Below are 26,254 nucleotides of genomic sequence, written 5' to 3' on the forward strand. Positions count from 1 at the left end.
AGAAAAAAATTGGTATATTATACTATTATAACCGCTGAGCCATGACCGGCGCCTGCCTGTTCAGGGCAATCAAGGGGCCCCAGTGACTTGTAGCCTTGGCTGCTAAATCGGATAGCTACGCGGTTTTCGATGTAATCCCTCACACCTAAATCCCTCATGCCATGAATGACCAAACCGCATTAATTACTGGCGCATCGAGTGGCATCGGCTTCGAGCTGGCCCGGTGCTTTGCCCGCGACGACTACCGGGTGGTACTGGTAGCCCGCCACCTCGACGAGCTCCGGGAGGCTGCCCGCCTGCTGCATCAGGAATTCGAGGAAGTTGACATCGTGCTGCTGCCGTTTGACCTGAGCCAGCCCGACGCCCCCGACCGGCTCTACGCCGAAACCACCGCCCGCGGCCTGCGGATTGACGCCCTCGTCAACGATGCCGGCTTTGGCGAAACCGGCTACTTCTCCGATACCGACGTGGACACGGAGCTGGCCATTATTCAGGTGAACGTGACCGCGCTGGTGCACCTGACCAAGCTGTACCTGCGCGACATGCAGGCCCGCAACGTGGGCCGGATTCTGCAGGTGGGGTCTTTGTCGTCATTCACGCCCAGCCCCTGCCAGGCCGTGTACGCGGCCACCAAAGCCTTCGTGCTCAGCTTCACCGAAGCTGTGCAGCACGAGCTGAAGCAGCAGAAATCGGCCGTTACCATGACCGTGCTGTGCCCGCCGCCCACCGACACCAACTTCTTCCGTACGGCCCACGCCGAGAACACCCGCGCCGCCCAGAACACTGCCTCGGCCCGGGAGGTAGCCCAGGAAGGCTACGACGTGCTCATGGAAGGCGGCGCCCGCAGCCTCCCCACCATGGCGGCCAAGGTTAACTTTTTCACCAGCCTGGTGCTGCCCGATTCCATGCTGGCCACCATCATGAACAACCAGCTGCACCCGGCGGCGTAGCGTCGCGGTAGCGGTTGGTTGGAGATTCCCAACTCCAATGACCACAAAAAAGGCCGCAGCACTAGTGCTGCGGCCTTTTTTTGCTTCAACGAAGCACCTTATTTACCAGCCTTTTTGGCGTCGGCCATCAGGTCTTCGTTCATCTTCACGTACTCCCCGTTGGGGGGCGTGGAGGCAAGGGCAGCTTTCTTGGAAGCTTCTGCAGCTTTCATGGCGCCGGCGTAGTCCTTCATTTTCAGGCGCATTTTGGCTTCCGAGTGCAGGTTCCAGAACTTGGCATCGGTGGCGTTGGCTTTTTCCATCCAGGCCACGGCCTGCTTCATGTCCTTGTTGTTGTCGGCGTAGTACACGGCCGCCGCGGCGAGGTCGCCGGGGGTTGGATTGGCGTTGTTGGTGATTTTCTCGTCAATCTGCGCCATCACCTTGCTGTCCACATCAGCCAGTATCTTGAATTTAGCACCGGTCATTTCCCATTCCATGGCCACGTTGGCAGTAGCGGGGGTGAGGTCGGTGAAATTGATGGTGAAGGTCTCCGCCTTGCTGCCCATTTTGTAGGGCTTGATGGAAAAGCGGGCCACGTCCTGGTCCTCCTTGTAGCCGTCTACATCGGCTCCCAGCTTGGTGTTTTTGTTGAGCACCACCATCCACTCGGTCTTGTTTGGAATGGTGTAGATGCCGTACTCGCCGGCCGCCACCTTTTTGCCTTCCACCGTCACATCGTCCGAAAACTTGATGGTGGTGGAGTTGTTGGCGCCCGTGCGCCAGCGCTTGCCGGTGGGAGCCAGCGGGCTTTTGTCTCCAAATACGGCCCGGCCTTTCAGGCTCGGCCGCGAATACACAATGGTAACATCCGTCAGGCCCACGCGCTGCGTGATGGTGCTTTGGGGGCTGGCGGCGGGCGTTCTGATTTGGGCCTGGGCAGCCGGGGCAGCCAGCAAGGTAACGGCCGTAGCGAAAGCAACAGGGAGGCTTAGCAAGTACTTGCTCATGGGTAAAGGGGAAAAGGTTGGTGAGGGATATAAAAGTACGAAACCCGCGCTTAGGGCGCGGGTTTCGAGTTTAGAACAAGCCAGGAGCTGGTTTCGCAACTATTTTCCGGTTTGATTTTTAGCTCAGCTCAAACTGCAGCTTCAGCAGGTTTGCATAGAGGCCGTTGTCGTTATCGGCCAGCTCCTCGTGCGAGCCTTGCTCCACGATGCGGCCACCGTCGATGACCAGGATTTTATCGACTTTGCGAATCGTGCTCAGGCGGTGGGCGATGATGATGGACGTGCGGTTTTTCATCAGCTCGTCCATGGCGCCCTGCACCAGCTTTTCCGACTCGGAATCCAGTGCCGAAGTAGCTTCGTCGAGCAGCAGAATAACCGGGTTTTTGAGGATGGCGCGGGCAATAGCCACGCGCTGCCGCTGCCCGCCCGAGAGCTTGATGCCGCGCTCGCCCACCACCGTGTCCAGGGATTCGGGGAAAGAGGAAATGAACTGCCAGGCATTGGCCTTGCGCGCCGCCGCTATTATTTCTTCGTCCGTAGCCGAGGTGTTGCCGTAGGCAATGTTCTCGCGGATGCTGCCGCCGAAGAGCAGCGTTTCCTGCGGCACAATGCCGATGTGCCGGCGCAATTCCGTGAGGTCGTAGCTGTTGATGGGCCGGTTGTCAATCAGGATTTCGCCGCCGCTGAGCTCGTAGAACTGCATGAGCAGCGACACAATGGTGCTTTTGCCCGCCCCGCTGGGGCCGACCAGCGCAATTTTTTCGCCGGAAGTAATGTCAAACGAAATGTCCTGCAGCACCGGCAAATCGGGCCGGGTGGGGTAGGTGAAGGCCACGTTGCGGTACTCAATGTTGCCGTGCAGCTGCAGCGGCGCCTGGCCGGCGGGCAGTGGCAAATGGGTAGGCTCGCTCGCCTCGTCCAGTATTTCCAGAATGCGCTCCGAAGCGCCCAGCGTGCTCTGCACTTTGCCGTACAGCTCGCCCAGGCCCGCCACCGAGGCACCGATAAACATGGTGTACAGCGCAAATGAGGTGAGGTCGCCAATGGTCATCTGGCCGGTTTGGGTGAGCGTGGCCGCCCGCCACAGCACCAGAATAATGCCCCCAAACAAGCCGATGATAACGAAGGACACAAACGCCCCGCGGTACAGATTGCTCTTGAGCGCAGCCCGCACCGTATTGGTGAGCGAGGCCGTGTAGCGGCGCGTTTCAAACTGCTCGTTGGTAAACGCCTTCACGGTGTTGATGCCCTGCAGTGTCTCTTCCACTACCACGTTGGCCTTGGCCAGTTCGTCCTGCGTGAGTTTGGACAGCACCCTGATTTTGCGCCCGAACACCATGGCCAGTACCACAATAGGAGGGAAGGTGGCCAGCATAAACAGCGAGAGCTTCACCGACACCACCATGATGAAGACGATGCCCGCCAACAGCGTGGACACCTGCCGGAAAAGCTCAGCCAGCGTTACCGAAAACGTGTCCTGAATCTGGGCCACGTCGGAGGTAATGCGGGAGGTGATGGCGCCCACCCGGTTTTTCTCAAAATACGGAATGGGCAAGCTCACAAACTTGGCGTAGAGCGCCTGCCGGATGTCGCGCACCGTGAACTCGCTCACGCGGGTAAAAAACCAGATGCGCCCGAACGAGAAAATCCCCTGCAGCACGATGACGCCAAACAGCCCCAGCGCAATGCGGTTGATGCCCACCGTGAGCCCGCCCGGCAAAGCCACGGCCCGGCCGTTGGCCACGTCCACCAGCTTGCCGATTATCCACGGAAAGAGCATGGTGGTGCTGCTGCTGAGCACGAGCAGCACCATGCCCGCAATGAAAGTGCCCCGGTAGGGCAGCACGTACCGAAACACCCGCAGGCTGCGTCGGAAGGCTTCTTTGGTAAACTTGGGCTTGGGGGCGTCGGGCGCGCCGTCGCCGCTGGTATTCAATCCGCTACGGGCCATCTACTGCTTGGGGAATCAGGGGCGTGCGCGGGCGGTGCCCGCACACAAATAAAATTATTACTTCTGCTTGTTGAGCGGCTGGCGGCGGGTTTGCTCCACTTTCATCTCGCCGGCGCCTCCAAAAGGCACGGGCAGCTGAATGAGGACCGGCAGTGGCCGGCCGCGCCGCATGGCGGGCTGCCAGCCGCTCATCAGGGCCACCACGCGCTGGGCCTCGGCGTCGCACTCGGGCGAGAGCGCCTTGGCCACCACGGGGTTGGTCACGGTGCCGTCCACGTTCACGGTGGCATTCACGAGCACCACGCCGGAAAGCTGCTTGGCCTTGGCAGCAGCCGGGTAATTGATGTTTTGCAGGAAAAACAGGCCCAGCGCCTGCTCCCCACCGGGGTACACCGGGGCGCGGTCGGGGCGGTTGGCGGCGGGCTTGGCCTGCACCTGCATGCTGCCCGGCTTGAGCACAATGGTTTTCTGGTCGGTGGCCTCGGGCGCGGTTTGCTGCGCAAATGCCGCCGGGGAGGCCGCCAGGGCCATTAAAAGCGAGAAAAAAGTCTTGTTCATAGAAGGGATAGGATAAAGGCCGTCTCCGAAAGGTAGACGAACCGGCCAGCATAATATTTCGACAATTCGATAAATAGCTAAACCGCCGCCTGGGGCAACGGGTTCACATCGGCAGGCCGCGAGATGGCCAGCAGGCCCAGGTACACCAGCGCGCCGTTGAGCAGCAGGATTTCAAAACCAAACTTGTAGCCGTTCAGCCATTCCACGGAATGCGATACGATAAGCCAGGTCAGGAGCACGGCCGTGACGCAGGTGGGCAGCACCAACCGGTCGCGCAGGTTGCGCTTGGTGAGAATGCCGAAGGCGAAAAGCCCTAGCAGCGGCCCGTAGGTGAAGCCCGCCGCCTTGTACACCGCATCAATCAGGCTCTGGTTGTTATACACTCTAAAAATCAGGATGATAACAATCAGCACCACCGACCAGCCCAGGTGCGTGAGCTGGCGCAGCGTGGTCTGCCGTCTTTCCGGGTATTGCTGAATGTTCAGAAAATCGACGCAGAACGACGTGGTGAGCGAGGTCAGGGCCGAGTCGGCCGAGGCGTAGGTCACGGCAATGATGCCCAGAATGAAGATGACGCCCGCCACCAGCGAAAACTGCGTGGTAGCCAGGAACGGGAACACCTTGTCGGTGTTCAGCGAGCCGTTCAGGTTCAGCAGCTGCGGCAGCTGCTCCAGCTGCAGGCCGCGGGCCGCCGCGTACTGGTACATGAGCACGCCCAGCGTGAGGAACATGATGTTGACGCCCACGATGACGGGCGTGAACCAGAACAGGTTTTTCTGGGCCTCGCCCAGGCTGCGGCAGCTCAGGTTTTTCTGCATCAGGTCCTGGTCAAGGCCCGTCATCACGATGGTGATGAACATGCCGGAGGCAAACTGCTTCCAGAAGAACTTATCGTCCCGGAAATCCGAGAAATACACCTGCGACATCGGGCTGTCCAGCACCGAAGAAACCAACTGCTTAAAGCCATAATTGAGCTCATCGGCCATGAAGTAGATGCTCAGGCCCACGCAGCTCAGCATGGCCAGCGTCTGGAAAGTGTCGGTCCACAAAATGGTTTTCAGCCCGCCCTTAAACGTGTAGAGGTAAATGAACATGATGCTGACCACCACCGTTACCGAAAACGGCACGCCCATAGCATCAAATACTGCCAGCTGCAGTACGCCCGCCACCAGGTACAGCCGCAACGCCGAGCCCAACGACCTGGAAATCAGAAAGAACAACGCGCCCGTTTTGTAGCTCCAGTAGCCAAATCGCTGCTCCAGATATGTATAGATGGACACCAGCCGCAGCCGGTAGTACAGCGGCATGAGCACGGTGCCGATGACCACGTAGCCGGCCACAAAACCCATGGCCACTGCCAGGTAGCTCCAGCTTTTGCCGTACACATTGCCCGGCACCGATATAAACGTGACCCCCGAGAGCGAGGTGCCAATCATGGCAAACGCCACCATATACCACGGCGAGTTGCGGTTGGCCACAAAGAAACTTTCGCTCGTTGCCCCCCGCGAAGTGAGCAGGGCAATGACGATGAGGACAGCAAAATATCCTCCAACGAGGCTTAGAACGAGAGTAGGTGACATTTTATAAGCTGTTAGCCAATGGCCATTAGCTGTTGGCTTTTAGTAGCAACAGCGCAACAGGAATCCGCAAAGCTAACAGGTAGCGGCGCGGGCGCCTATATTCAGGCCTTCAATGGCTGGGTACAACGTGGCCGGCATTACTTTCCCTGGTTCTATTGCTGCATGCGTCACTTTCTCCTCTGGGTTTTTCTGTTCTGCGCTGTTGCCGTGCAGGGCCAAACTACCGCCCTTAACTTTCGGGCAATAAAATGGGCAGAAGTGCTTGCTACGGCCAAAAAGACGCACAAGCCCATTTTCTTCTATGCATGGTCGCCCAGCTGCGGCCCCTGCGTGGGCATGGCGCGCGACGTGTTTCCCGATAGTGCGGTGGCCCGTTATTACAACGCCAACTTCGTGAGCTACAAGGCCAATATTGATGAAGGCGAGGGCAAAGTTCTGGCCAGTAAGTACGGTATTCAGTCGTTGCCCGCTTACCTATACTTCACCCCCGAAGGCAAGCCGCTCCACCGAAGCGGCAGCGGAAAACCCGCCGCTGCATTTATTGAGGATGGAAAAGATGCCCTCAACCCCAGCAAGGCATACTTTGCGCTGAAAGAACGTTACGCTAAGGGCGACCGGACGCCAGGGCTGCTGTACAGCCTGAGCAGCGCTCCGGGTATCATGCAAGAACAAGCGCTTTGTAATCAGGTAACGGACCAGTACCTGAAAACCCAGAGCGCCCAGGAAATGGCTTCTCCGAAAAATCAGGAATACATTTTCAACCAAAACGTGGCCTACGAGTCGGCGGCATCGCGGTACTTTCTCCAGCATCAACCCGCATTTGTGTCGCAGTTTGGGCAGGAAGCGGTTAGCAGGAAAACCCTGAACATCATCAGCCAAGCTGCCAGGCCTTTTGGTGGAAAAAATGACTTGGTTGGGCTAGGGAAATTTCAGCAATCAATCGGCCAACTGCTGCCAGGTGAAAGCAAGCAGTGGCAGGACGTTGCCCACATCCAGTACCTTCTCAGCCAGCGGCAGCGCAACTGGCCCGCCTACGTTGAGGCCATCCTTGCCTACGGGCAGCAGTTTACCGCACAGGACAGTCATACGCTGTACGAAGCCACCGTCTATCTCACCGCTTTTGTCGAGGACCAGTCTTTGCTGACCAAAGCAGACCAGATAATTCTGCAAGCCATCAGGGTTGCCAAAACGCAGACATACTTGGTGGCGCGGGCCAAGCTGCTGCATAAGCTCGGCAACGATGCGGAAGCTACCATTGTGGCCACCGAAGCAATTGCCGCTGCCACCAAAGCGGGAGAAAGCCCCAGAGACGCCACCGCGTTTTTAGCAGAAATCAAGAAATAAAGCCGCTCAGGATTACTCCCAGTCCTGCCAGTGCAGCACCTCGCCCACGGCGGGCGCGTGCAGTTCACCCCGCAGCATGCCGCTGGCCGTGATATCGGTGAGCTGCCGGAGCGGCTCAGAAGCGGGCTCGTCCGACAAATCAAACGTGCCGTAGTGCATGGGCACCACGTGGCCTGCCCGCAGCACGTTGGCGGCCTTCGCGGCTTCGTGCGGGTTCACGTGGCTCTGGGCCATCATGTAGGCCGGTTTGTAGGCGCCAATGGGCATGAGCACGGTATCGATGGGCCCAAACAGCTTCTCGATGGCCTCAAAATGGTCGCCGTAGGCCGTATCACCCGCGAAGTACAGGAGCTTGTCGGCGGCGCGGTCCCGAATCAGGAAGCTGCCCCAGAGCACGCGGTTCACATCGGCCAGGCCCCGGCGGTGCCAGTGGGCAGCGGGCAGGTAATAGATATCCAGCGGCGAATCGGGGCCCAGGTCGTACTGCTGCCACCAACTGGCCTCCTGCACCGCAATGCCCGGTGCCATATCGCGCAGCAGCCCGGCCATGCGCAGGGACGAGAGCACCTGCATCTGCGGGTTCTGAGTGGCCAGCAGGCGCATGGTTTTTTCGTCCAGGTGGTCGCGGTGCCCGTGCGAGAGCAGCAGGTAGTCGATGCCGCGCACCGCTTCGGGCCGGCAGGGCAGGGCGTGGCGGTGCCGCAACCCCAGCGAGCCGAACAGCACTGGGTCGAAGAGCAGCGTGACGCCCGCCACACGCAGCAGGAAACTGGCGTGGCCCAGCCACACCAGCAGGTCCTCGGTAGCTGAGAAAGCGGCGTCGCACGCCACCACGGCCGGCACCCAGGTATCGGTCTTCTTCTCCGCTTTCTGCGGATTGGTCGAAAGCTGCCACTTCAGCAGCGTGGAAAGCGCGGGCTCGAACAGCACTTCGCCGTTGGCAAATTCGTTGCCGAACACCTTGTTGCCGGGGTAGCCGGCGCGCACGGTGGGCAGTTGCTCGTTGCGCAGGTAGGAAATGCGTTTGGCCATCTTCTATTTACTACTGCGGTAGAGATGCTTCGACTCCGCTCAGCATGACTGGTTTTATTGCCCCAGGCAGTTTCTTGCCGGGACTACGACTTATTTTGACGCCTGGCTGGCCAGCCAAGTTTCCCGCAGCGCTTTCTGGGCAGGCGTGGATACCATTTTTCCTGTTTCTTCCACCGGTTTTACCTGCGCATTGGGGTCTTCCTCCAGAATAAGTTGCGTGGTTCTTTCCTCGCCGCTGCGGGTTTTAACCTTCACAAAAACCACGTCGCTGGGCTTGTGCTTGCGCAGCACGCCTTCAAGGTCGGCCGCGCTTTTTAGCTCTTTGCCATCCAACGCCACCAGCTGGTCGCCCCGGTCGATGCCGGCTTTGTAGAGGCCCGAGCCGGTCTGGGTATTCACCGCCACCAAAATGCGCCCTTCGCCATCGAACTCCAGCTGGCGCTGCAGGGCCGTGCCCAGCACCCGCGCCGGGACCATCGCCAAGCCAGCCGTCAGCAGGCCTTCAGCGAAGCGCGGCTGCTCGCGGCCGTACACGTGCTGCCGGAAAAACCGGTTGGCAAACGCCGTATCCTTGCTCACCTCGCCCAGCACGCGCTGCAGGTCCTTTATCGTGTAGGGGTTGGTGGGGGTGTAGGCCTTCTGCTTCTGGCCGTACTGCTGCCACATGGCTTGCATAAACTTGTCCAGGGTGGTGCGGTAGCTGTGCCGCAGCTCCAGGTCGAGCACCAGCGCAATGCCCGCGCCCTGGTCGTAGTACGAGAGGTAAGTGTTGGCCGCGTTGAGGGGGGCGATGCTGGTACCGGCATCCATGAACGCCGCATGCTGGCTCATCTCAATGGGGGAGGCGTAGCGGGCACCGGGGCTGTTCTGCCGCAGGTTTGCCCAGCGGGCAATATCTTCCAGGAATTCGCTGTCCTTAATCAGATTGGCCCGGCGCAGGGCCAGCCGGCCGTAGTACTGCGTAAAGCCTTCGGCAAACCACAGGGCGTCGCTCATATTGGCCCGTTGGAAATCGAAGGGTTCCAGGTCGCGCGGGCGCAGGCGCTCCACATTCCAGGCATGGAAAAACTCGTGCGATACCGTGCCCAGGTTGCGGGTGCCCGCCGCCTCAGTCAGCGGGCGGGGGCTGGTCACCGAAGTCGAATTGCGGTGCTCCATGCCGTCGCTGGTGGCCTGGGGCAAGTAGTTGGCAATAAACGTATAGCGCCCAAAATCAAACGTGGGCAACTCGCCGAAAATGGCTTTCTGCTCCTTCACCACCTGCTGCACCTTCTTGGCGTACGCGTCAACCTCGGCCACTGGGCCCGCATAGAGCGTGGCCAGCTCGATGGTCTGGTCGCCTTCCTGCCAGCTACGCACCTGCTGCGCCCCCAACGACACCGGACTGTCCATCAGGTACTGCAGGTTGGGGGCTGTGAAGGTGTTTTTATCGGCACCGGGGCGCAGCTGCGTGGCCACTTTCCAGGTGGCGGGCAGGTCAAATTTTACCTCCGCCGTCCGGCTTTCCAGGCCCGTGGCGTAGCACAGGGTAGCGGGAATATTCAGGTGTGCGTGCTGCTGGTCAATGCCTGCGTAGGTGCCGTCGGTGCGGTCGCCATACAGGGTGTAGCTGAACACCACGGTGCCGTCGGCACCCGGCGTCACGTCCCAGCCGTAAGGGTCGGGGCGATTGAGCGGCAACGGGTGGTTGCTACCATCAGTAGCCACCACGTAGTATACAAACTTCGCAAATTCGTGCAGGGCATAGCGTCCCGGCGAGCTGCGCGCCATGCGCACGTGCAGCGGCCCCTTGGGCAGGCCCGTAAACGTTGCGGTCACTTTCGCTTCGTGGTGCACCGCGTTGGGAAACGATAACGCATAGCGCACCGCCGGGCCGGTATCAGGCTTGGCCTGTGCCTGTGCCTCGCTTGCTCCACCCGCCAGTGCTAATAGAAGGGCGGCTGTAATGGTGAATTTCATAGAGAATGAGGATGATAAGCCCAAAAAGGAAGCCAGTGGAATCAGTGAGGCCGTACAAAGTTGCGGAAAAATTGCAGTACCGCCGCCCCGCTACGCCTCAGTAAACACGGTAGCCTCCATGGCTCCTCCAAAAAAGGCTGCGGAGCGTTTCGGGCGCAGTCCGAGGCGCTTCAGCGCCGGGTGCAGGTCCGGCAGTTCGCGGGCCCGCAGGCCGGTAGTAAGGCGAAAAAAAGCGTACATCAGCCGAAGCAGCACCCAGCGCCATCCCCGGTGGGCAGGGCGGAAATCGGCCAGGAGCCACACCGCGCCCGGCCGCATGGCCGCCCGTAGCTGCGCCAGGGCTTGGGTGATTTCGCTGGCGGAAATGCAGTCCAGCACGAAAAAGGTGACCAGTGCCCCAAACCGTTCGTGGGGCTGCAGCATGGCCTGCGTACCGTGCCGGAATTCAACCCGGGCAGCCGCCTGTGGCATCTCGCGGTGCAGCCGGGCCTGGGCACGGGCCAGCATTTTGGTAGAGGCCTCCAGGTACAGGACCGTGGCCTCAGCGCGGAGCTGCAGCACCTCGGTGAGTGCCCAGCCCGTGCCGTCGCCCAGCACCAGCACCCGGGGCGCTCCCGCGGGCAGGCCCGCCAGCGCGGCCCGCTGGGCCTTTTTCAGCGCGGGGCCAAACACCAGCCCGGCCATGGCGTCGTAGCACCAGGCCACGGCATCAAAACCCGTGGGCGGCGGGGGCGACGGTGGCAGGTGAGGGGCACTGGCAGCGGGGTTGGGCATGTATAAAACAGAAACAGTCAAGAAAATATGCGCTGGCAAGTAACTGAGAAACAATCCCCGATGCCCTTGAGACAGCACAAAACACGAAAAAAAAGCTGCGTATGTTGCGCCGCCGCGAAATAGGGCCGTATCTTTGTATCATCAAAAGGCCGCACTTTCTAACGGAAAGAGCGGCTTTTTGTCCACTGCATGCGCTTGTGGCGAAATTGGTAGACGCGCTGTCTTCAGGCGGCAGTTCCGCAAGGTGTGGGAGTTCGAGTCTCCCCGAGCGCACGTTTTTGAAAAAGCCAGCCCATTTGGGCTGGCTTTTTTCGTTTTGCGTATTTGGGCTATTATCCCGTGGCCCTGCCGGCTTACTCCCACCTGCCTATGAACCGCTTCACATCCCGCTTATTAACGCTCATTGGCCTGCTCACGGCCGAAGTGGTGCTCGGCGCCGTGCTGTTTGTGGCGGGATTTGCCCTGTTTTTTTACATGAGCCGGGTAGTGTTTGTAAATAACTCCATGGCCCTCGACGATTGGGCCGGGGGACTGATGGACGAGCTGCGGTACCGGTTTCCCGGCCTTACCGGCCCGGTGCGTTTCGTTACCTTTTTTGCGGCGCTGCCCTTTCTGTTGCCGGCGGGCATCGTGGTGCCGGTGCTGCTGCACCGCGCCGGCCACACCCGCGAGGCCTGGCACCTGGTGCTGGCCATGCTGGGCGGCATCATCCTCAATCAACTCCTGAAGACCTATTTTAACCGGCCCCGGCCCAGCAACGGCCTGTTGGAAACGCTTGGCCTGAGCTTTCCCAGCGGCCACGCTATGCTGGCCGTCACGTTCTACGGCTGCCTGGCGTGGCTGCTGGCCCGGCACTTTGGGCGGCCGGGCTGGGTGGTGCCGCTGCTGCTGTGGGTGCTGCTCATCGGCCTCACGCGCGTGTACCTGCACGCTCACTACGCCACCGACGTGCTGGCAGGCTTTGCCGGCGGAGCCGCTTGGCTCGTGGCCTGTCGCCTCGGCATCCGGCTTTTCTGGAAAGAAGAAAAGGAAGTAATGGGAGCCGATACCCTGTCCGAATAACCTACGCAAAAACGGGGCGATGCCGGGCCTTAACAGCTCCGCATCGCCCCGTTTCTGCTGCTGCAGTTGCTTGCCGCTAAAGCCGCACGCGTACGCGCAGGGCCAGCAGGCCCTTCACGCCCTGTAGCTCTTCCAGCTCCAGTTCCTCCACTTCAAGCTCCAGCATGCCCCGGTCCTGCAGGTAGTCAATGTACTCGAAGTACTCCATGGCCTCGCGGCTTTGGGCATACACCAGGGCAATGGTGCCGGGCTGCGTCAGCCGCTCGCCGGTGCCCATCACCGTCGCCTTATCAATCCGCTTTTTGATGATTTCGTAGCGAATGTTGTAGGCACCGTCCACGTCAAACTGCCGCTCGTCCTGCCGGAACCGGATGCTAAGCGGCTGCCCGTGAATGAGAATCAGCTGGGTGGTGTCCAGCGGTACGGGCAGGGTTTCCTTCAGCGCGGCGGTGCGGCGCGTGATTTCAACCATGGTCAGCAACTGCCACAGGCGCAGGTTTTTCAGGAAAACCAGGTCGAAGGGCTTGTTGTCAACCAGCGTGCCGCCTACGTAAATGTTGAACTCTACGCCATCGGTCTTATACCGCTGGAAGTAGTGCGGAAACATGTGCTGCGCCTTTTCCTCCTCGTCGTCGAGGTAGTCGCTCACGGCATCGTTAAGCGTTGTTATGCTGGTTTCAAAATCCTGACGCCGCTTATAGAGAATGCCCAGCTTGGGGTCAATGTTGCTCCAGTACTTGGTGATGACCGGCCGCAGCTCCGGCGTGTGCGTGGCCAGGTACTCAAACAGCGGCTCAACTTCGCGCTTCAGCGAGTCGTAGATGTTGGCCTCATCCCCGGAAAGCATGCCCTCGTTCAGGCGCTTCAGGTTTTTGGTCACGTAAAACTTCAGCTCGTCCAGAATAGGCAGCTGCTGGAACTCGGAGGCCTTATTCAGTACTTTCTTGGCCAGCGTGAGGTGCTCAATCAGGTCGCCCTGAATGGCTTCGTTGCGCACCGTGCTGCTGCCCCTGATGTCGCAGGAACCGTGCAGCGGGTACACGTCCTCAAACACAATGGCTTCCATTTCGGCCGTGCGGTTGCCGGCTTCAAGCTGGGTGAGCAGGTTGCGGGCCGCGTCCATAAAGCGCCACTCCATGGTGGGGTGGATGGCCGTAAACTTCTCCCGAATAATAGCGTGCACCCGGGCCTGCAAGTCCTCGGCGTTGCGTTTCACGGCCACGGCAAACAAGGGCAGGAACTGCGCCACCTTGTCGAGCTCAAACTCGTCGAGCCCGTTCACATCGGGCGTGCCCAGCTCCAGCAGGCCCACGGTGTCGTTGCCGTAGGGCAGCAGCGCCAGAATGGCCGAGCGCGTGCCCAGGCTCATGATTTGCGCGCGCAGGTCCTCGGGAATATCGGCCGTGGCCACGTCCTTGAGCACCAGTGGGTCCCGCTCTCGCAGCAGCCGGTCGTAGAGCTGTCGGAAGCTGCTGTCGGCCGACTGATGCTGCACCTGCTTGGTGAGAAAGCTGTGGTTGATTTTGCGCCCGAAATCCACAAAAGCCCGCTTTTTCTCGTCGTACGCCGCAATGCCGAGCTGCAGCGAAGGCTGCGAAAACAACACCCGCAGCTTTTCCTGAATCTGCTCAAAACGGGCTGGCGTTTGCAGCACGTCGCGCTCCAGCAGGTCGTATTTCAGCTCCGAGAGTATTTCCTGGTCCGTGATGTCCACCAGTTGAATGACGTTGAAGCCTTCCAACTCAAAATGCTCGGCCGGCAGCAGCGACTGCCACAGGTCGGGCCGGTGGCGGTTGTGCACCAGCAAATCCATTTGTTCGGGCGTAAGCACCGGCGGCTCGCCTACTACTTTCACGTTCACAAAATCGGAGTTGAAATCTACTCCGTAGTGCCGATACAGGCCAATCTGGTAGTCGGGTACCGTAAATACTATGGTGCCCAATGGCGGCATTTCGGCTCCATACACGCGGTGCAGCACCAAGTGGTACGCCATCAGGCCCATCTGCCGCTCCATGGCGGTCATGTCAATGTTGAGGGGCTGCTTGATGATGCCCTCCTTGTTCAGCATTACCTCCTGAAACAGCTTCGTGGAGTAGAAGCTGCGCCGCTGAAACGGCGCCACCACACCGCTGATGTCAGTGGCAAAGGACGCCGGCGGAAACACCGCCAGCATCAGGGTTTCCACTAGGTCGCAGTTGCATTCCAGCACCGAATAGTCGGTGAGCGGGCCGCGGGCCCAGGGCGCCTGGTCCACTTGCTCGCCAATGGCCCGCGCCAGCAGCACCACCCCGGCGTTGCTAGCTTGCTCGCGCTTGGTCCAATAGTCAATCAGCGGCTCCAGGCTGAGCGTGGAGCGGAAAGGAAATGCGAAGGGCGCAGCCGGCTTCGGTACGATGGGTACCGGCGGGGGCGTAAGGGTAGGGGAGTCAACGGGCATAAGTATGGTAATATACCGGTTGCGGGCCAAATGGTGCAGCGCGGCAAGTACAAGTTATACGCAAGCCGCCTCGTCCTGGCTACTTAGTCAGCTCAATAACGGGCTTCTGGTTCAGGTCGATGGTGAAGGTACTGTCGGCGGCCGTGGTGGCGCCCTTGGGCTTGGTGGCGTTCACTACTTTTTCGGTGTTGATGTAGCAGGTGCAGCAGCCGTCGCCATCGAGGCGGCCACTAAGCGCCACTTCGTTAATTATGAGCAAGGTAGTGGCTGCCGGCTTGCTTTTGGGCTGCTGCGTCAGGTATTGGATTACGTAGCGGTAGCCATCGAGCTTGGTGGTACTCACCTGCGGAAAGGGGGCATTGTTGTTAATGCGCAGGGTATCGCGGAGCTGGGCCGCCGTTCGGATTATCGTCACCGATTCTACCTTGTTGGTGGCAGAAAAGGGGAGCGGCGAGCGCTGCACCACGATGGTATCCAGGTCGGCTGCTGTGAAGGCCGACGAAAACCGCAGGTTGATGGCATCGGCCCGGGCGTCCTGGCAGTCGCAGGTGTTGTTTGCGCAGCAGCCGCTAAAGAGCAGCGCGCCGAGAAGAAAGACGGTAGTTGGACGGAAGAAAGAAAGAAGAGCCATAGCCATCCAAAGATAAGGCCCGTGGCGCTCGGCCCCCTCGCTAGCAGAGAAGGAGAGCGCCACGGGCCCTGGTAAGGTCAGTGGAAGAAAGCGGCGATGGCCTACCGGCTACCAGTAACTACCGAGGACGAAGGCAGCGTGGGGTTGTCTACGGTGCCGCCGGCTAGCAACAGGGGCCGCAGGCGGGCCGTGGCGGTATCGAGCTGGGGGCGAATCTGGGCCATGGCGCCGCGTAGGGCAATGACGTCGGCCAGTCGCGGCGCGGTGGTTTGCGAGTAGCCGTGGTACATGGCCACTTTCACAGCGGAGGTACCGGTACCCACGTAAGAGCCAATGAGGTTGCCGGAGGCGTCGCTCACTTGCAACTCCGCCTGCAGCGTGGTTTTGTACCACTCCAGGGGCACGCCCACTACCGCCGGCAGCAGGAAAGTAAGCACCTGAATACCTTGCAGACCCCGGCCAGTGCGCAGGGTCTTCACCTTTTTCACCACCAGCTTGGCGTAGCCAAAGGTGGCGGTGTCGGTGGGCTCGGTGAGGTTGGCGTGGCACTCTTGGGTGAAGAGCTTCAACGGGTCTTCGGGCAGGGCACCGTCGTTCATCGCCAGCGGGCCCTGGTCAGCCATAATCTCCAACGCGGGAAGGCGGTTGGAGATAGCCGACGTGGGAGGACCTTTCATCATGGACTTTACCGACACACAGGCCGGCGCTGCCAGTAGGACAGGCGCAAAGGCCAGCAGGGCGAGGCGACTAGTAAGTTTCATAGATGTAAAGTAATGACGGTAAGGAAAAAGAACAAGCAGAACAATAGAAAGTACCAGTAGTCCGAATGATAGACGGCTGTGGCTGGTACCGTTTGCTAAATTACCACAAGCCCACCATAAATTGGCGTGAATCTCGGTGAGTGAGACGAAAAAACCTGCGACTGCCTGAAAATTGGCCGCCCATTCACCTGCTTAAATACGGACCTGACGGGCCTTATTCAATCGCCGTGGGGTCGGGCCCCTGGTAGTCGTCAATGAACTCGCCTTCCCAGCGGGCCACTACGGCCGAAGCCAGGCAGTTGCCCAGCACGTTCACCGCCGTGCGGGCCATATCCATCAGGGCATCAATGCCCAGAATGATGAACACCGGCCACGGCGGCAGGTTGAACGAGGCCACAGTAGCCAGCAGGATAACCAGCGATGCGCGGGGCACGCCGGCCACGCCTTTGCTGGTGAGCATGAGGGTGAACACCATGAGCAGCTGCTCGCCAAAGGTGAAGGGCACGCCCGCCGCCTGCGCCACAAACACCGCTGCCAGCGAGAGGTAGAGCGTGGTGCCGTCCAGGTTGAAGGAATAGCCCGTGGGCATTACAAACGCCACAATGCGGCGCGGCACGCCAATGCCCTCCATGGCCTCCATGGCCCGGGGCAGGGCTGCCTCGGAAGAAGTGGTGGCAAAGGCAATGCTCACGGGCTCGGCCACGGCCGCCACGAAGCGGCGCAGCGGTAGCCGCGCAATGAGGGCCACCGGCAGCAGTATCAGCAGCACAAAAGCAATGAGGGCACCGTAGAGGGTAAGCAGCAGCTGGAGGGCATTGAAAAGCGGAGCGAAACCCATTTTTCCTACCGTGTAGGCCAGGGCACCGCCCACGCCCAGCGGAGCGAAGTACATCACGACGTTGGTGAACTTGAACATCACCTCCGACAGGCTCTCGCAGAACTCCAGCATCACGCGGCGGGGGCGTTCGGGCGTCATGGCCAGGCCAATGGCGAACAGAATGGCGAAGATGACCACCTGCAGCACCTGGCCCTCGGCCACGGACTTGGCAATGTTTTCGGGGAAGATGTGCAGGATGATGTCGGCGGCCGACTGTTTGGGGGCGGCAGCCAGCACTTCTTCTTTCACGCCAGCCTGGCTAATGCCCACACCGGCTTTGGTGAGGTTGATGGCCGCCAGGCCGATGAAGAGGGCGAAGGTGGTCACGACTTCAAAGTAAATCAGCGACTTCAGGCCCATGCGGCCCACTTGCTTGAGGTTGGCGTGGCCGGCAATGCCCACCACCAGCGTGGCAAAAACAAGCGGCGCGATAATGGTTTTTACCAGGCGCAGGAAGGCATCGCTGAGCACTTTAAAGTTGACGGCCACATCGGGGGCGTCGTTGCCGAGCTCAATGCCTACCAGCATGCTCACCACAATCCAGAGGGTGAGCGAGCGGCGCGGAGCCGCAGCGGCGGCCACTGCCACCAGGGCCAGCCACCGCAACGCAACCGGGACCGCAGCGGGCATGGCCAGTAAATTGTTTGCGGCCAGAACGGTAACTATACCGGCTATCAGCAATAGGATAGCCGCCAGGAGAGGTAAACGTGATTTCGTCATGCAACTAAAAAAGCCGTGAAAACGGAATGAAGGCCTAAAGAACGGCATTATCCCGACAGTAACCCATCAGATGCCGCTAAACTTCCAAATGGAGTGGACCAAAAAAGCCCCGCACGCAGTTGGTACGGGGCTTCCGAGGGGCACGTAAATCCATATTCAGCCCAACGGGCTAGGGGAGGCTGAGTAGGTAGCCAATGGTGAAGTTGGTGTCGTAGCCGAACACAAAATGGGTGCAGCCGGTAGCCGCAGCCACGGCCTGGTAAATATTCAACCCTGCTTTGCTCTTGGCGCCGCCCAACTGGGGGTAGGCGTCGGGACCGAGCAGCGTGGTGTACGGCTCATCGCCCTGGCGCACGGCCTTGGCCATCTCATAGGGTACGCCGCCGATGATGAAGCAGGTTTTGCTGAGGCCAGTGGGCACTTGGCCGGCCTTGGCTTTTACATCGGCCGCCACGGTTGCGTCTTCGATGCCCTTCTCATAATACTTGGCCCCGTAGGTGCTGTTGGTACGGGGTTGGCTGCCGTCCATCCAAGAAATTTTGGTGTTGCCCGAGCCCATGTCCACTACAAAAGCCTTGTCGGCAAATTCTTTGGGCATGGCGGCCTGCAGGCCCAGTACGCCTTCGCTTTCCGGCGTCACGGTGTTGACCCGGAATTTAAGCGCCTCCAGCGACTTCACGATGCGGCGGGTGCCCTCGGCCATGGAAGCCCCGGAACTCACCACGAAATGAATGTCGCGGCCGGCCACGCCAAAATCGAGCATCTTGCCGATGTAGGTCTTGAGACCGTTGCGGATGTCTTCCTCGGTGGCCATGTTCTCCATCACCAGGCTGTTGCCGAATTCTGATTTTTCGAGCTTCCAATTTCGCTTGGTATCGATGCGGATGATGAACATGTTGAAGCCGCTGGCTCCGAGTTCCACCACGCCCTTCAGCTTGCCGTTGACGGGGGCCGCTGGCTGGTACTTAAATGCCGCCGAGGCAACCGACTTTGTTGCAGCTGGAGCCGGAGCCGCTGCCACCGTCCTTGCCGGCGCGGGAGCCGGCGAGATTTCTGCCTTTTTACGGATAAACTCGCCGTTCAAACTCAACACGTCGCCTTCTTGCATCGGAACGCGTGAGCCATCGGCTAGCCGCAACGATTGGGTGCGGTACTCTACCTGAATGCCGTTAGGCAGGGTTACGTTTCTGTCCAGCGGCTTGCTGTTGGCCCCGTTCTGCACCACCACGGCATAGTTCTGCACCGTAAACCAAGGAATGGCGCCATTGGCCTGTGCCTGTGCCCGCTGGGGTCCGCCAGCAAGGAGTGCAATGCTCAGAAAAAGCGAAGTAAGTAAGGGTTTAATCATGAATTCTTTGCGAAAATGTGAGATGAAACGAGAGAGCCGCGGTAATGAATTGCTCTAAAACCATGGTTTAATATTGATAAACAAAGATGGCCTTTGTTGCTAAAACCGACAGGGAATTTATCCGAAACGTAGTTTTGGCGGGGTAGATGGGCCAAATCGTCCGGTGGCGCGCGGGCAGGGTTCCCTTTTTTGGCAGCATCTTAGGGGCCAGTTTCCCCGCTCCTCCACATGCCCAATTGGTCCATCTCCTCCCAGCAGCTGCTCTTACGTTATACCTGGAAAATTTCGCGCAACGCCTCCTCCAGCAAAACCAACCTGCTGGTGCGGGTGGCGGGGGAGGGCTGCGCGGGTACCGGCGAGGCCGCCCCCAACGTGCGCTACGGGGAGTCGCCGGCGCTGCTGCTGCAGCAGTTTGAGGACTTGCAAGCCCAGGGCCTGCCCGGGGTAGACTCGCTGGCGGCGCTCGATGCCTTACTGGCGGCCACGCCGGTGGCGCATGCGCTGAGCTTTGCGCTGGAAGCGGCGCTGGTGCACTGGCTGGCTGCGCGCGCAGGCCAGCCGGTGTGGCAATGGCTGGGCGTGCCGGCCCCGGCCGCAGCCGTGCCCACGGCTTTTTCGCTTCCTATTATGGAAATCGGCGCCATTGCCGATTTTCTGCAGACTCAGGACGCCAGCCGGTTCCAACTCCTCAAAATAAAGGTCAACCAGCTCGAAAGCCTGGACCTGCTGCGCGAAGTGGCGCGCCTGCTGCCCGGCCACGCCCTGCTGGTAGACGGCAACGAAACCTGGCCCGACGCCGACAGTGTGCTGCGCTTTCTGGAACAGGCCGTCACGCTGCCCGGCTTACACCTGCGGTTTTTGGAGCAGCCGCTGCCCGCCGCCCTAGCCGCTGAGTACCGCTACCTGCGCCCGCGCAGCCCGGTGCCGCTGCTGGCCGACGAGTCGGTGACGGACACGGCCGACTTTGCCAACATCGCCACCCAGTTTCACGGAGTGAACGTGAAACTGATGAAGGCGGGGGGCTACCGCCGGGGCATTGCGCAACTGCGCATGGCCCGGCAGCACGGCCTGGTGCCCATGCTGGGCTGCATGGTGGAAACCAGCGTGGGCATTGCCGCCGCCCTGCACATCAGCGGGCTGGCTGATGTGCACGACCTCGACGGATTCTTGATAGTGAAAGACGAGCCCTTTGGGCTGGTAGTGGAGCACGCCGGGCTGCTGACGCTACGGGAATAGCTCACCTGCCCGTGCTACTGGGGTGAGGCAACGAGCTGGGTTTCGAGTTGGGCAAGCTGGTCGTCTATCTCCTTGGTGTTAGGCAGGTCGGTGCGGCCCTGGCTGAGCAGGTTGATTTTTTCGGTGAGTAGCTCCACTTTTTTGGCGAGCAGGGACGCGCGCATGGCCGGGTCGGCGTAGCCGGGGCCGCGCTGCACGTAGGTGGTGTACTTGCCGCTGGGGCCGTTGGGGGCCTTGCCCCGGGCCGCGGCGGCGCTGCCGGGCGTGGCAAACACCACCCCGCCATCGGCGCGCACGTAGTCGCCCTCGCGCAGCGTCAGCTTCTTGCCCTGCGGATTAATCTTGTCGGCGGGCATTTCCACGATGCCGTTTTTGTAATTGATTTTAACGCCGCTGCTCAGCTTGACGTTTTGGGTGAGGGGCGTGAGCATGTTGCCCTCGCGGCGCATTACCTCGCCGTCTTTGAACACGAATTGGGTGCGGGCCGTGGTTTGCACGGGGAAGCCGCCCGCCTGGGCCGCCGCAAAGCGGGGTGCTGTGGCCAGGCAAGCTCCTACCAGCGTTATCAGGATAATACGAGACATAAGGAATGGAAATGGAGGTGAATAGGTCTAAATACGTGAAGCGCCAGGTTTGGGTGATTTGCGGTTTATTCGGAAAATAATAATTCCTATTATTTGAAACAATGTTGCAACATTAAATGTATGTACATAAATTTGCAGCAAGTTCTACTTCCTTACTATGCGCATCGAAGACGAAATCAAACAGCCCATTTTCCGCGACGAGCACCAGAAGGGCCACATCAACTTGGTGTATACGGCTGGCTGGCTGCAGCTGCGCCAGGCCACGGCGTTCAAGCCCTACGGCCTCACGCTGCCGCAGTTCAACATCCTGCGCATTCTGCGGGGGCAGCACCCGCTGCCCGCCACCGTGGCCCTGCTGATTGACCGCATGCTGGATAAAACCAGTAACGCTTCCCGCATAGTGGACCGTCTCGAAGAAAAGCAGCTGGTGACGCGCACCGTGTGCCCCGCCAACCGCCGGGCCGTCGATATACGCATTACCGCCACCGGGCTCGACCTGCTCAGTCGCATTGAGCAGGATGGCGTCATCGACGTAAGTGGTCTGCGCCGCCTGAGCACCGCCGAAGTGCAGCAGCTCAACGCGCTGCTGGATAAAATTCGAACCGAAGAATAACCCACCGGGCCTGGGCACCGGCAAAAGAACCGTTTCTATGCGGTTTTCGCCGCCGCTCCGGCTCAATCCTTAGACTTAATCACCCCCTGTTTTTTTAAATTTCTTTTTTAGATGAAAAAATTCCTGTTTCCCGCCTTGTTTGCCATTGCTGTGTTAGGCGGCGCTCCTGCTGCTTCCGCTCAAAAGATGAACAGCGCCAAAATGGCCACTAAAGCTCCCGCCTATAAGCTGCAGCCGCAGCTGAGCACCCTGGGCTGGGAAGGCAAAGCCGTAACCCACGGCCACAACGGCACCATGCAGTTCACCAACGGCGAGCTGCTGGTGAAGGGCAACGCCATTGTGGGCGGCACCGTGACCGTGGACATGAAAACGCTGAACGCCACCGACATCAAAGACGCCGAAACCCAGGGCAAATTTGTGGGTCACATGAGCAGCAACCAGTTCTTCGACGTTGCCAACAACCCGATTTCTACCTTCAAAATTCTGAGCGTAACGCCCCTGAAGGGTGCCGCCAAGAATGCTGACAACGCCACCATCGCCGGCGACATGACCATTAAAGGCGTGACGCAGCGCATCAGCTTTCCCGCCAAAGTGGGCGTGAAAGGTGGCGTGGCCGCTGCCACGGGCAAAGTGACCATCGACCGCACCAAGTTCGGCCTGACCACGATGTCGAAATCCTTGCCCGACACCATTGCCGACAAGGCCATCTACGACGATTTTGACTTGACCTTCAACATCATCGCCAAAATCTAAGCGTTGGTTTGAATGGCGCGAGCCGCTCCACAAAAAAAGACCCTGCCGATACCGGCAGGGTCTTTTTTGTGCGGTAGCAGGGGAACATTTAGCTTGGAATAGCAAACTCCCGGGGCAGCTCGAATTTGAGGTGGCGGCTTTTGTTGCGGTTGTGAAGCTGGCCCAGCACGTCGTCGATATCGGATTTGTATTCCAGCCATAAATCTTCGTGCAGGGCTTTGAGGACCAGGGCCGGCACGCGGGCCGCCAGACGGGCCGTGGCGTTGAAAAATCCATCGTACACGCTGTCAAACTGCCCGGAGTAGTTGTCGGTGCATTGCCGCAGGATGTAGAGCAGCAGGTCGATTTCGACCTGCTTGTTTTTGGTGATGCGCCGGGCCCGGGCAGCTTCCTGCACGCTGGCGCGCAGGGCCTTCACGAGGCTGCGGTTTAGCAGGCGGCCCGACACGGCCAGGTTGAACAGCTCGTGGATGCGGTCGGCGGCCTCCTCCTGAATCTGGGCCAGGGTGACGTCGGCCAGCAGCTCAAAACGGAAGGTTTCGTAAAGCTCCGCGTCGCGGCGCACGGCCCGTAGGAGCAGGGCCTCCTTCTCGCTTTCGGGGAGGCGCTTGAGGGCTTTTTTGAAATCGGAGGAAGGAACGGGCACGTGGCGGGTGAAATCGAGCGGGAATAATGCGGCACAAACGGGACGCCGGAATGGTCCCGGGGCCATGTTGCCTACCAAGACGGACCGGGCCCGGCGCGGGTTGCGGCGGCAGGTGTCGCGGGAGACCATAAAGCCACCTTTTCAGCCTCTTTCCGGGTACAGGCTGGCCCAGCTTGGGTAGCCAAGCGGTGTGGAGCAAAAGGATGCCGTTCTATTTTGGAAACAGCCGCTTTCAACGAAACGAAACGCCGCGATTTGCAGTTATTACAAGCTGCCCCGCGCGGCCTTTCCTGCGTAATTTTGCCGATATGAATACCCGCCCACAAATTCCACAAATTGAGAGAGAAGAGGACGTCCTGCTGCTGGAAGAAGAAGCCGAGCTGCGCAACCTCGTGGTGTACAACGACGAAGTCAACACCTTCGACCACGTCATCAAAACGCTCATAGACGTGTGCGGGCACCAGCCGGAGCAAGCCGAGCAATGCACCCTGCTCATTCATTACAAGGGAAAGTGTGCCGTTAAAATAGGCAGTTACGAAGAACTGGAGCCCCTTTGCACCGCCATCCACGACCGCGGCATATCGGCCGAAGTGATATAAAATCAGCTGTTAGCCCTTAGCTTTTAGCCGTTAGCTGTTCTTCCGCATTGCGAATGATATGCTTTCGGGTTAGGCTAAAAGCTAACGGCTAAAAGCTAACAGCTGAATAAATGGAGTTTCCCTCTAAACTGATTGAAAACGCGGTAGGCGAACTGGCTCGGCTGCCCGGCATTGGCCGCAAAACCGCGTTGCGCCTGGCGCTGCACCTGCTCAAAGCTGAAATGGACACCACTGCTTCGCTGGCCGAAGCGCTGGCCAAGATGCGCTTTGAAATTACGTATTGCCGCACCTGCCACAGCATCTCCGACGCTGAGGAATGCGGCATTTGCGCCAACAAGCTGCGCGACCACAGTCTGGTCTGCGTGGTGTCGGATGTGCGCGACGTGATTGCCATTGAAAATACGGGCCAGTACAAAGGCGTGTACCATGTGCTGGGCGGCGTCATTTCGCCCATTGAGGGCGTGGGGCCTTCCGATTTGCACATCGATTCGCTGGTGGCCCGCGCGGCCGAAGAGGAGTCGGAGGTACGCGAGGTCATCCTAGCCATTAGCCCCACCATGGAGGGCGACACCACGGCGTTTTACCTCTCGCGCCGGCTGCGCGACCTGCCCCACGTACACATTAGCACTATTGCCCGCGGCATTCCCATGGGTGGCGAGCTGGAGTACGCCGACGAAATCACCCTGGGCCGCAGCATTGTGGACCGCCTGCGCCAGAAATGAGCCGTTAGCCATTAGCGGCTAGCCTTTAGCTTTGTTGGTCCTTCGCGAGCGGCTCCTCATCGCCTCCCTTGAAGCTGACAGCTAACAGCCAGCCGCTAACAGCTTAAAAGTGAAGCTCTCCGTCGTTATTGTTAATTACAACGTCTGCTATTTTCTGGAGCAGGCGCTGCTCTCGGTGCGGCGGGCGGTGGAAAAGCTGGGCCAGCCGGTAGAGGTTTTTGTGGTCGACAACAACTCCGTGGATGGCTCAGTGGCCATGGTGCGGGCCCGCTTTCCGGAGATAATACTCATCACCAACCGCGACAACCCGGGTTTTTCCAAGGCCAACAACCAAGCCCTACGGCGCGCCACCGGCCAGTACCAGCTGTTGCTGAACCCCGACACCGTGGTGGAGGAAAACACCTTCCGGGCGTGCTGCGACTTTATGGATGCGCACCCCGACTGCGGGGGGCTGGGCGTGAAAATGCTGGACGGCCAGGGCCGGTTTCTGCCCGAGAGCAAGCGCGCGCTGCCTACGCCCGCGGTGGCGTTCTACAAAATGTTTGGTCTGGCCAAGCTCATGCCTAAGTCGCGCACGTTTGGGCGCTACCATTTGGGCTTTCTCAGCCCCGAAGAAACCCACGAGGTGGAGGTGCTGAGCGGGGCGTTTATGCTGCTGCGCAAAGCGGCTTTGGACCAAATCGGGCTGCTCGACGAAGCCTATTTCATGTACGGCGAGGACATTGACCTCTCGTACCGCCTCACGCAGGGCGGCTGGAAAAACTGTTACTTCCCCGGCACGCGCATCATTCACTACAAGGGCGAGAGCACCAAGCGCACCAGCGTCAATTTCGTGTTCGTGTTTTACCGGGCCATGGTCATTTTTGCCCGTCAGCATTTCGCGCCGGGCCGGGCCGGACTGTTTTCGCTGCTCATAAACGCGGCCATCTGGCTGCGAGCCGGCGCGGCGCTGCTCGAGCGCCTGCTGCGACGGGCGGCCCCGCTGCTGCTCGACGCTGGCCTGATTTGGGTAGGCATGTACTTTCTGAAGTCCTACTGGGAGCACAACCATAAGTTTGTGCCCGGCAACTACCCGCCGCAGTACCTGACCGTGGCCGTGCCTGCCTACATTCTGGTGTGGCTCACCTCGGCCTACATCAGCGGGGCTTATGACCCGCCGGTGAAAACGTCGCGGGTGGTGCGCGGCATCTTCGTGGGCACGCTGCTGATTTCGGCCGGGTCTAATTTTCTGGACGACTGGCGTTTTTCCAAGGCCCTCATTATTCTGGGCGGGGCCTGGGCGGTGGCAGCCGTGGTGGGCCGGCAGCTGGTGGCCCATTTTGCCAGGCACGGCAACCTGCGCCTGAGCAAGCGTCGGCCTAAAAACATTGCCATTGTAGGCTCCGGGCCCGAAAGCCGCCGTGTGCGCCGCCTATTGGAAGCGGCCGGCGTGCCGGCCCGCGTGATAGGCTACATCAGCGTGGTACCCGTGGCCGCGCGCACCGAAACCCCGCTGGCTTCGCCGCTACCGGTAGGTCCACCGCCGCCCGACGAGCCCTTAGGCGAGCTGCACCAGCTGGCCGATATCATCCGATTGTACGCGCTGGACGAGCTTATTTTCTGCGGCAAAGACCTGGCTGCCAGCCAAATTATCGCCCTGATGCTTAGCCTGCCCAGCGAGCCGGCGGTGGCCTACAAAATCCTGCCCGAAGACAGCCAATACATCATTGGCAGCAGCAGCAAAGACACGCCTGGCGACTACTACACCCTCGAAATTGCCCTCAACCTCTACAAGCCCCAGGAGGCGCGCGCCAAACGCCTGCTCGACCTGCTGAGCAGTGGTGGGCTGCTGCTGCTGGCGCCGGGACTGGTCTGGTTTCAGGCCAGCAAGGGGCAGTACGTGCGCAACTGCCTGGCGGTGCTGCTGGGCACCCGCACCTGGGTGGGGCTGCGCCACATGGCCCCCTCGGCGCGGGCCGTGCCAGCGGTGCTTTCGCCGGCCGATGCCGCGGTGTCGAGCACGCCGCTCAACGAAGTGACCAAGCGGCGGCTGGAGCTGCTGTATGCCAAAGATTACGAGCCCGGCATGGACTTGAGTGTGCTGTGGAGGTGCTGGCGGCGGCTGGGATAGGAAGGAGGCGGCACGGCC

23 protein-coding genes and 1 tRNA gene are annotated in these 26,254 nt (G+C 60.0%); 10 read left to right on the plus strand and 14 right to left on the minus strand.

Annotation, left to right across the window (positions count from 1 at the left end; translation table 11 throughout):
• The first annotated feature begins 161 nt into the window (after positions 1-161).
• The gene (locus tag BEN48_RS10840) at positions 162-950 is read left to right on the plus strand and encodes an SDR family NAD(P)-dependent oxidoreductase (protein WP_070734767.1); all 789 of its coding nucleotides are present in this window, start codon (positions 162-164) and stop codon (positions 948-950) included.
• Between the two features lie 98 nt (positions 951-1,048).
• On the opposite strand, the gene BEN48_RS10845 is transcribed toward BEN48_RS10840, so the two are convergent.
• The 4 genes from BEN48_RS10845 to BEN48_RS10860 all read right to left on the minus strand — a co-directional run bounded on the left by BEN48_RS10845 (position 1,049) and on the right by BEN48_RS10860 (position 6,028).
• On the minus strand, positions 1,049-1,939 hold the full coding sequence (locus BEN48_RS10845; protein ID WP_070734769.1) for a DUF2911 domain-containing protein: 891 nt from the start codon (positions 1,937-1,939) through the stop codon (positions 1,049-1,051).
• A gap of 118 nt (positions 1,940-2,057) precedes the next feature.
• Positions 2,058-3,890: an ABC transporter ATP-binding protein gene (locus BEN48_RS10850; RefSeq protein ID WP_070734771.1), complete on the minus strand. Its 1,833-nt coding sequence runs from the start codon at positions 3,888-3,890 to the stop codon at positions 2,058-2,060.
• A gap of 57 nt (positions 3,891-3,947) precedes the next feature.
• Entirely contained in the window at positions 3,948-4,448 is a 501-nt protein-coding gene (locus tag BEN48_RS10855; RefSeq protein ID WP_070734773.1) for an energy transducer TonB, read from the minus strand.
• 77 nt (positions 4,449-4,525) lie between these two features.
• On the minus strand, positions 4,526-6,028 hold the full coding sequence (locus tag BEN48_RS10860; RefSeq protein ID WP_070734774.1) for a sodium:solute symporter: 1,503 nt from the start codon (positions 6,026-6,028) through the stop codon (positions 4,526-4,528).
• Between the two features lie 18 nt (positions 6,029-6,046).
• On the opposite strand from BEN48_RS10860, the gene BEN48_RS10865 reads away from it, so the two are divergent.
• Positions 6,047-7,372, plus strand: coding sequence for a thioredoxin family protein (locus tag BEN48_RS10865; RefSeq protein WP_083320976.1), 1,326 nt, complete (start codon positions 6,047-6,049; stop codon positions 7,370-7,372).
• Positions 7,373-7,384: 12 nt separating this feature from the next.
• Here BEN48_RS10865 and BEN48_RS10870 read toward each other — a convergent pair whose 3' ends face one another.
• The 3 genes from BEN48_RS10870 to BEN48_RS10880 form a co-directional block, all read right to left on the minus strand.
• Complete coding sequence (locus BEN48_RS10870) at positions 7,385-8,404, minus strand: MBL fold metallo-hydrolase (protein ID WP_070734777.1); 1,020 nt, start codon at positions 8,402-8,404, stop codon at positions 7,385-7,387.
• Between the two features lie 90 nt (positions 8,405-8,494).
• The gene (locus BEN48_RS10875; RefSeq protein ID WP_070734779.1) at positions 8,495-10,363 is read right to left on the minus strand and encodes a M61 family metallopeptidase; all 1,869 of its coding nucleotides are present in this window, start codon (positions 10,361-10,363) and stop codon (positions 8,495-8,497) included.
• A 90-nt stretch (positions 10,364-10,453) separates the two neighbouring features.
• Entirely contained in the window at positions 10,454-11,137 is a 684-nt protein-coding gene (locus tag BEN48_RS10880; RefSeq protein WP_070734781.1) for a class I SAM-dependent methyltransferase, read from the minus strand.
• 191 nt (positions 11,138-11,328) lie between these two features.
• On the opposite strand from BEN48_RS10880, the gene BEN48_RS10885 reads away from it, so the two are divergent.
• Positions 11,329-11,410 (plus strand) — tRNA-Leu (locus BEN48_RS10885).
• Positions 11,411-11,506: 96 nt separating this feature from the next.
• Positions 11,507-12,199 (plus strand): phosphatase PAP2 family protein, encoded by a 693-nt coding sequence (locus BEN48_RS10890; RefSeq protein WP_125932590.1) that lies wholly within the window; start codon positions 11,507-11,509, stop codon positions 12,197-12,199.
• A 76-nt stretch (positions 12,200-12,275) separates the two neighbouring features.
• Here the strand turns inward: BEN48_RS10890 and BEN48_RS10895 are convergent, their stop codons facing one another.
• The 5 genes from BEN48_RS10895 to BEN48_RS10915 form a co-directional block, all read right to left on the minus strand.
• Positions 12,276-14,636, minus strand: a complete 2,361-nt coding sequence (locus tag BEN48_RS10895) for a hypothetical protein (protein ID WP_070734785.1) — start codon at positions 14,634-14,636, stop codon at positions 12,276-12,278.
• 79 nt (positions 14,637-14,715) lie between these two features.
• A complete protein-coding gene (locus BEN48_RS10900; RefSeq protein ID WP_070734787.1) occupies positions 14,716-15,267 on the minus strand; it encodes a hypothetical protein in 552 nt (183 codons plus the stop codon).
• A gap of 101 nt (positions 15,268-15,368) precedes the next feature.
• Positions 15,369-16,028, minus strand: a complete 660-nt coding sequence (locus tag BEN48_RS10905) for a hypothetical protein (RefSeq protein WP_070734789.1) — start codon at positions 16,026-16,028, stop codon at positions 15,369-15,371.
• Positions 16,029-16,242: 214 nt separating this feature from the next.
• Positions 16,243-17,535: a dicarboxylate/amino acid:cation symporter gene (locus BEN48_RS10910; RefSeq protein ID WP_241502244.1), complete on the minus strand. Its 1,293-nt coding sequence runs from the start codon at positions 17,533-17,535 to the stop codon at positions 16,243-16,245.
• A gap of 259 nt (positions 17,536-17,794) precedes the next feature.
• The gene (locus BEN48_RS10915; RefSeq protein WP_070734794.1) at positions 17,795-18,973 is read right to left on the minus strand and encodes a DUF6799 domain-containing protein; all 1,179 of its coding nucleotides are present in this window, start codon (positions 18,971-18,973) and stop codon (positions 17,795-17,797) included.
• 228 nt (positions 18,974-19,201) lie between these two features.
• Here BEN48_RS10915 and BEN48_RS10920 point away from each other — a divergent pair, with 228 nt between their 5' ends.
• Positions 19,202-20,209, plus strand: coding sequence for an enolase C-terminal domain-like protein (locus BEN48_RS10920; protein WP_070734796.1), 1,008 nt, complete (start codon positions 19,202-19,204; stop codon positions 20,207-20,209).
• A 14-nt stretch (positions 20,210-20,223) separates the two neighbouring features.
• On the opposite strand, the gene BEN48_RS10925 is transcribed toward BEN48_RS10920, so the two are convergent.
• Complete coding sequence (locus tag BEN48_RS10925) at positions 20,224-20,793, minus strand: DUF6799 domain-containing protein (protein WP_070734798.1); 570 nt, start codon at positions 20,791-20,793, stop codon at positions 20,224-20,226.
• Positions 20,794-20,950: 157 nt separating this feature from the next.
• On the opposite strand from BEN48_RS10925, the gene BEN48_RS10930 reads away from it, so the two are divergent.
• Together BEN48_RS10930 and BEN48_RS10935 are read left to right on the plus strand one after the other, a co-directional pair.
• A complete protein-coding gene (locus tag BEN48_RS10930) occupies positions 20,951-21,406 on the plus strand; it encodes a MarR family winged helix-turn-helix transcriptional regulator (protein ID WP_070734800.1) in 456 nt (151 codons plus the stop codon).
• Between the two features lie 111 nt (positions 21,407-21,517).
• The gene (locus BEN48_RS10935; RefSeq protein WP_070734802.1) at positions 21,518-22,159 is read left to right on the plus strand and encodes a YceI family protein; all 642 of its coding nucleotides are present in this window, start codon (positions 21,518-21,520) and stop codon (positions 22,157-22,159) included.
• Positions 22,160-22,247: 88 nt separating this feature from the next.
• Here the strand turns inward: BEN48_RS10935 and BEN48_RS10940 are convergent, their stop codons facing one another.
• On the minus strand, positions 22,248-22,934 hold the full coding sequence (locus BEN48_RS10940; RefSeq protein WP_241502245.1) for a hypothetical protein: 687 nt from the start codon (positions 22,932-22,934) through the stop codon (positions 22,248-22,250).
• Positions 22,935-23,113: 179 nt separating this feature from the next.
• Between BEN48_RS10940 and BEN48_RS10945 the strand changes: the two genes are divergently transcribed.
• From BEN48_RS10945 to BEN48_RS10955, 3 genes are all read left to right on the plus strand, one after another.
• A complete protein-coding gene (locus BEN48_RS10945; RefSeq protein WP_070734805.1) occupies positions 23,114-23,404 on the plus strand; it encodes an ATP-dependent Clp protease adaptor ClpS in 291 nt (96 codons plus the stop codon).
• 110 nt (positions 23,405-23,514) lie between these two features.
• Positions 23,515-24,126 carry a recombination mediator RecR gene (gene recR, locus BEN48_RS10950; protein ID WP_070734807.1) on the plus strand — a complete coding sequence of 204 codons (612 nt, stop codon included), beginning with the start codon at positions 23,515-23,517 and terminating at the stop codon, positions 24,124-24,126.
• Between the two features lie 109 nt (positions 24,127-24,235).
• Positions 24,236-26,236, plus strand: a complete 2,001-nt coding sequence (locus BEN48_RS10955; protein WP_070734808.1) for a glycosyltransferase family 2 protein — start codon at positions 24,236-24,238, stop codon at positions 26,234-26,236.
• The last annotated feature ends 18 nt before the right edge of the window (positions 26,237-26,254 follow it).

Source organism: Hymenobacter glacialis, assembly GCF_001816165.1.
GTDB classification, from domain to species: Bacteria; Bacteroidota; Bacteroidia; order Cytophagales; family Hymenobacteraceae; genus Hymenobacter; species Hymenobacter glacialis.

What these genes read in the sequence shown, in the direction of transcription:
- BEN48_RS10840 (WP_070734767.1), top strand. Translation starts at nt 162, where the DNA reads ATGAATGACCAAACCGCATTAATTACTGGCGCATCGAGTGGCATCGGC.
- BEN48_RS10845 (WP_070734769.1), bottom strand. Translation starts at nt 1,939, where the DNA reads ATGAGCAAGTACTTGCTAAGCCTCCCTGTTGCTTTCGCTACGGCCGTT.
- BEN48_RS10850 (WP_070734771.1), bottom strand. Translation starts at nt 3,890, where the DNA reads ATGGCCCGTAGCGGATTGAATACCAGCGGCGACGGCGCGCCCGACGCC.
- BEN48_RS10855 (WP_070734773.1), bottom strand. Translation starts at nt 4,448, where the DNA reads ATGAACAAGACTTTTTTCTCGCTTTTAATGGCCCTGGCGGCCTCCCCG.
- BEN48_RS10860 (WP_070734774.1), bottom strand. Translation starts at nt 6,028, where the DNA reads ATGTCACCTACTCTCGTTCTAAGCCTCGTTGGAGGATATTTTGCTGTC.
- BEN48_RS10865 (WP_083320976.1), top strand. Translation starts at nt 6,047, where the DNA reads ATGGCCATTAGCTGTTGGCTTTTAGTAGCAACAGCGCAACAGGAATCC.
- BEN48_RS10870 (WP_070734777.1), bottom strand. Translation starts at nt 8,404, where the DNA reads ATGGCCAAACGCATTTCCTACCTGCGCAACGAGCAACTGCCCACCGTG.
- BEN48_RS10875 (WP_070734779.1), bottom strand. Translation starts at nt 10,363, where the DNA reads ATGAAATTCACCATTACAGCCGCCCTTCTATTAGCACTGGCGGGTGGA.
- BEN48_RS10880 (WP_070734781.1), bottom strand. Translation starts at nt 11,137, where the DNA reads ATGCCCAACCCCGCTGCCAGTGCCCCTCACCTGCCACCGTCGCCCCCG.
- BEN48_RS10890 (WP_125932590.1), top strand. Translation starts at nt 11,507, where the DNA reads ATGAACCGCTTCACATCCCGCTTATTAACGCTCATTGGCCTGCTCACG.
- BEN48_RS10895 (WP_070734785.1), bottom strand. Translation starts at nt 14,636, where the DNA reads ATGCCCGTTGACTCCCCTACCCTTACGCCCCCGCCGGTACCCATCGTA.
- BEN48_RS10900 (WP_070734787.1), bottom strand. Translation starts at nt 15,267, where the DNA reads ATGGCTCTTCTTTCTTTCTTCCGTCCAACTACCGTCTTTCTTCTCGGC.
- BEN48_RS10905 (WP_070734789.1), bottom strand. Translation starts at nt 16,028, where the DNA reads ATGAAACTTACTAGTCGCCTCGCCCTGCTGGCCTTTGCGCCTGTCCTA.
- BEN48_RS10910 (WP_241502244.1), bottom strand. Translation starts at nt 17,535, where the DNA reads ATGCCCGCTGCGGTCCCGGTTGCGTTGCGGTGGCTGGCCCTGGTGGCA.
- BEN48_RS10915 (WP_070734794.1), bottom strand. Translation starts at nt 18,973, where the DNA reads ATGATTAAACCCTTACTTACTTCGCTTTTTCTGAGCATTGCACTCCTT.
- BEN48_RS10920 (WP_070734796.1), top strand. Translation starts at nt 19,202, where the DNA reads ATGCCCAATTGGTCCATCTCCTCCCAGCAGCTGCTCTTACGTTATACC.
- BEN48_RS10925 (WP_070734798.1), bottom strand. Translation starts at nt 20,793, where the DNA reads ATGTCTCGTATTATCCTGATAACGCTGGTAGGAGCTTGCCTGGCCACA.
- BEN48_RS10930 (WP_070734800.1), top strand. Translation starts at nt 20,951, where the DNA reads ATGCGCATCGAAGACGAAATCAAACAGCCCATTTTCCGCGACGAGCAC.
- BEN48_RS10935 (WP_070734802.1), top strand. Translation starts at nt 21,518, where the DNA reads ATGAAAAAATTCCTGTTTCCCGCCTTGTTTGCCATTGCTGTGTTAGGC.
- BEN48_RS10940 (WP_241502245.1), bottom strand. Translation starts at nt 22,934, where the DNA reads ATGGTCTCCCGCGACACCTGCCGCCGCAACCCGCGCCGGGCCCGGTCC.
- BEN48_RS10945 (WP_070734805.1), top strand. Translation starts at nt 23,114, where the DNA reads ATGAATACCCGCCCACAAATTCCACAAATTGAGAGAGAAGAGGACGTC.
- recR (WP_070734807.1), top strand. Translation starts at nt 23,515, where the DNA reads ATGGAGTTTCCCTCTAAACTGATTGAAAACGCGGTAGGCGAACTGGCT.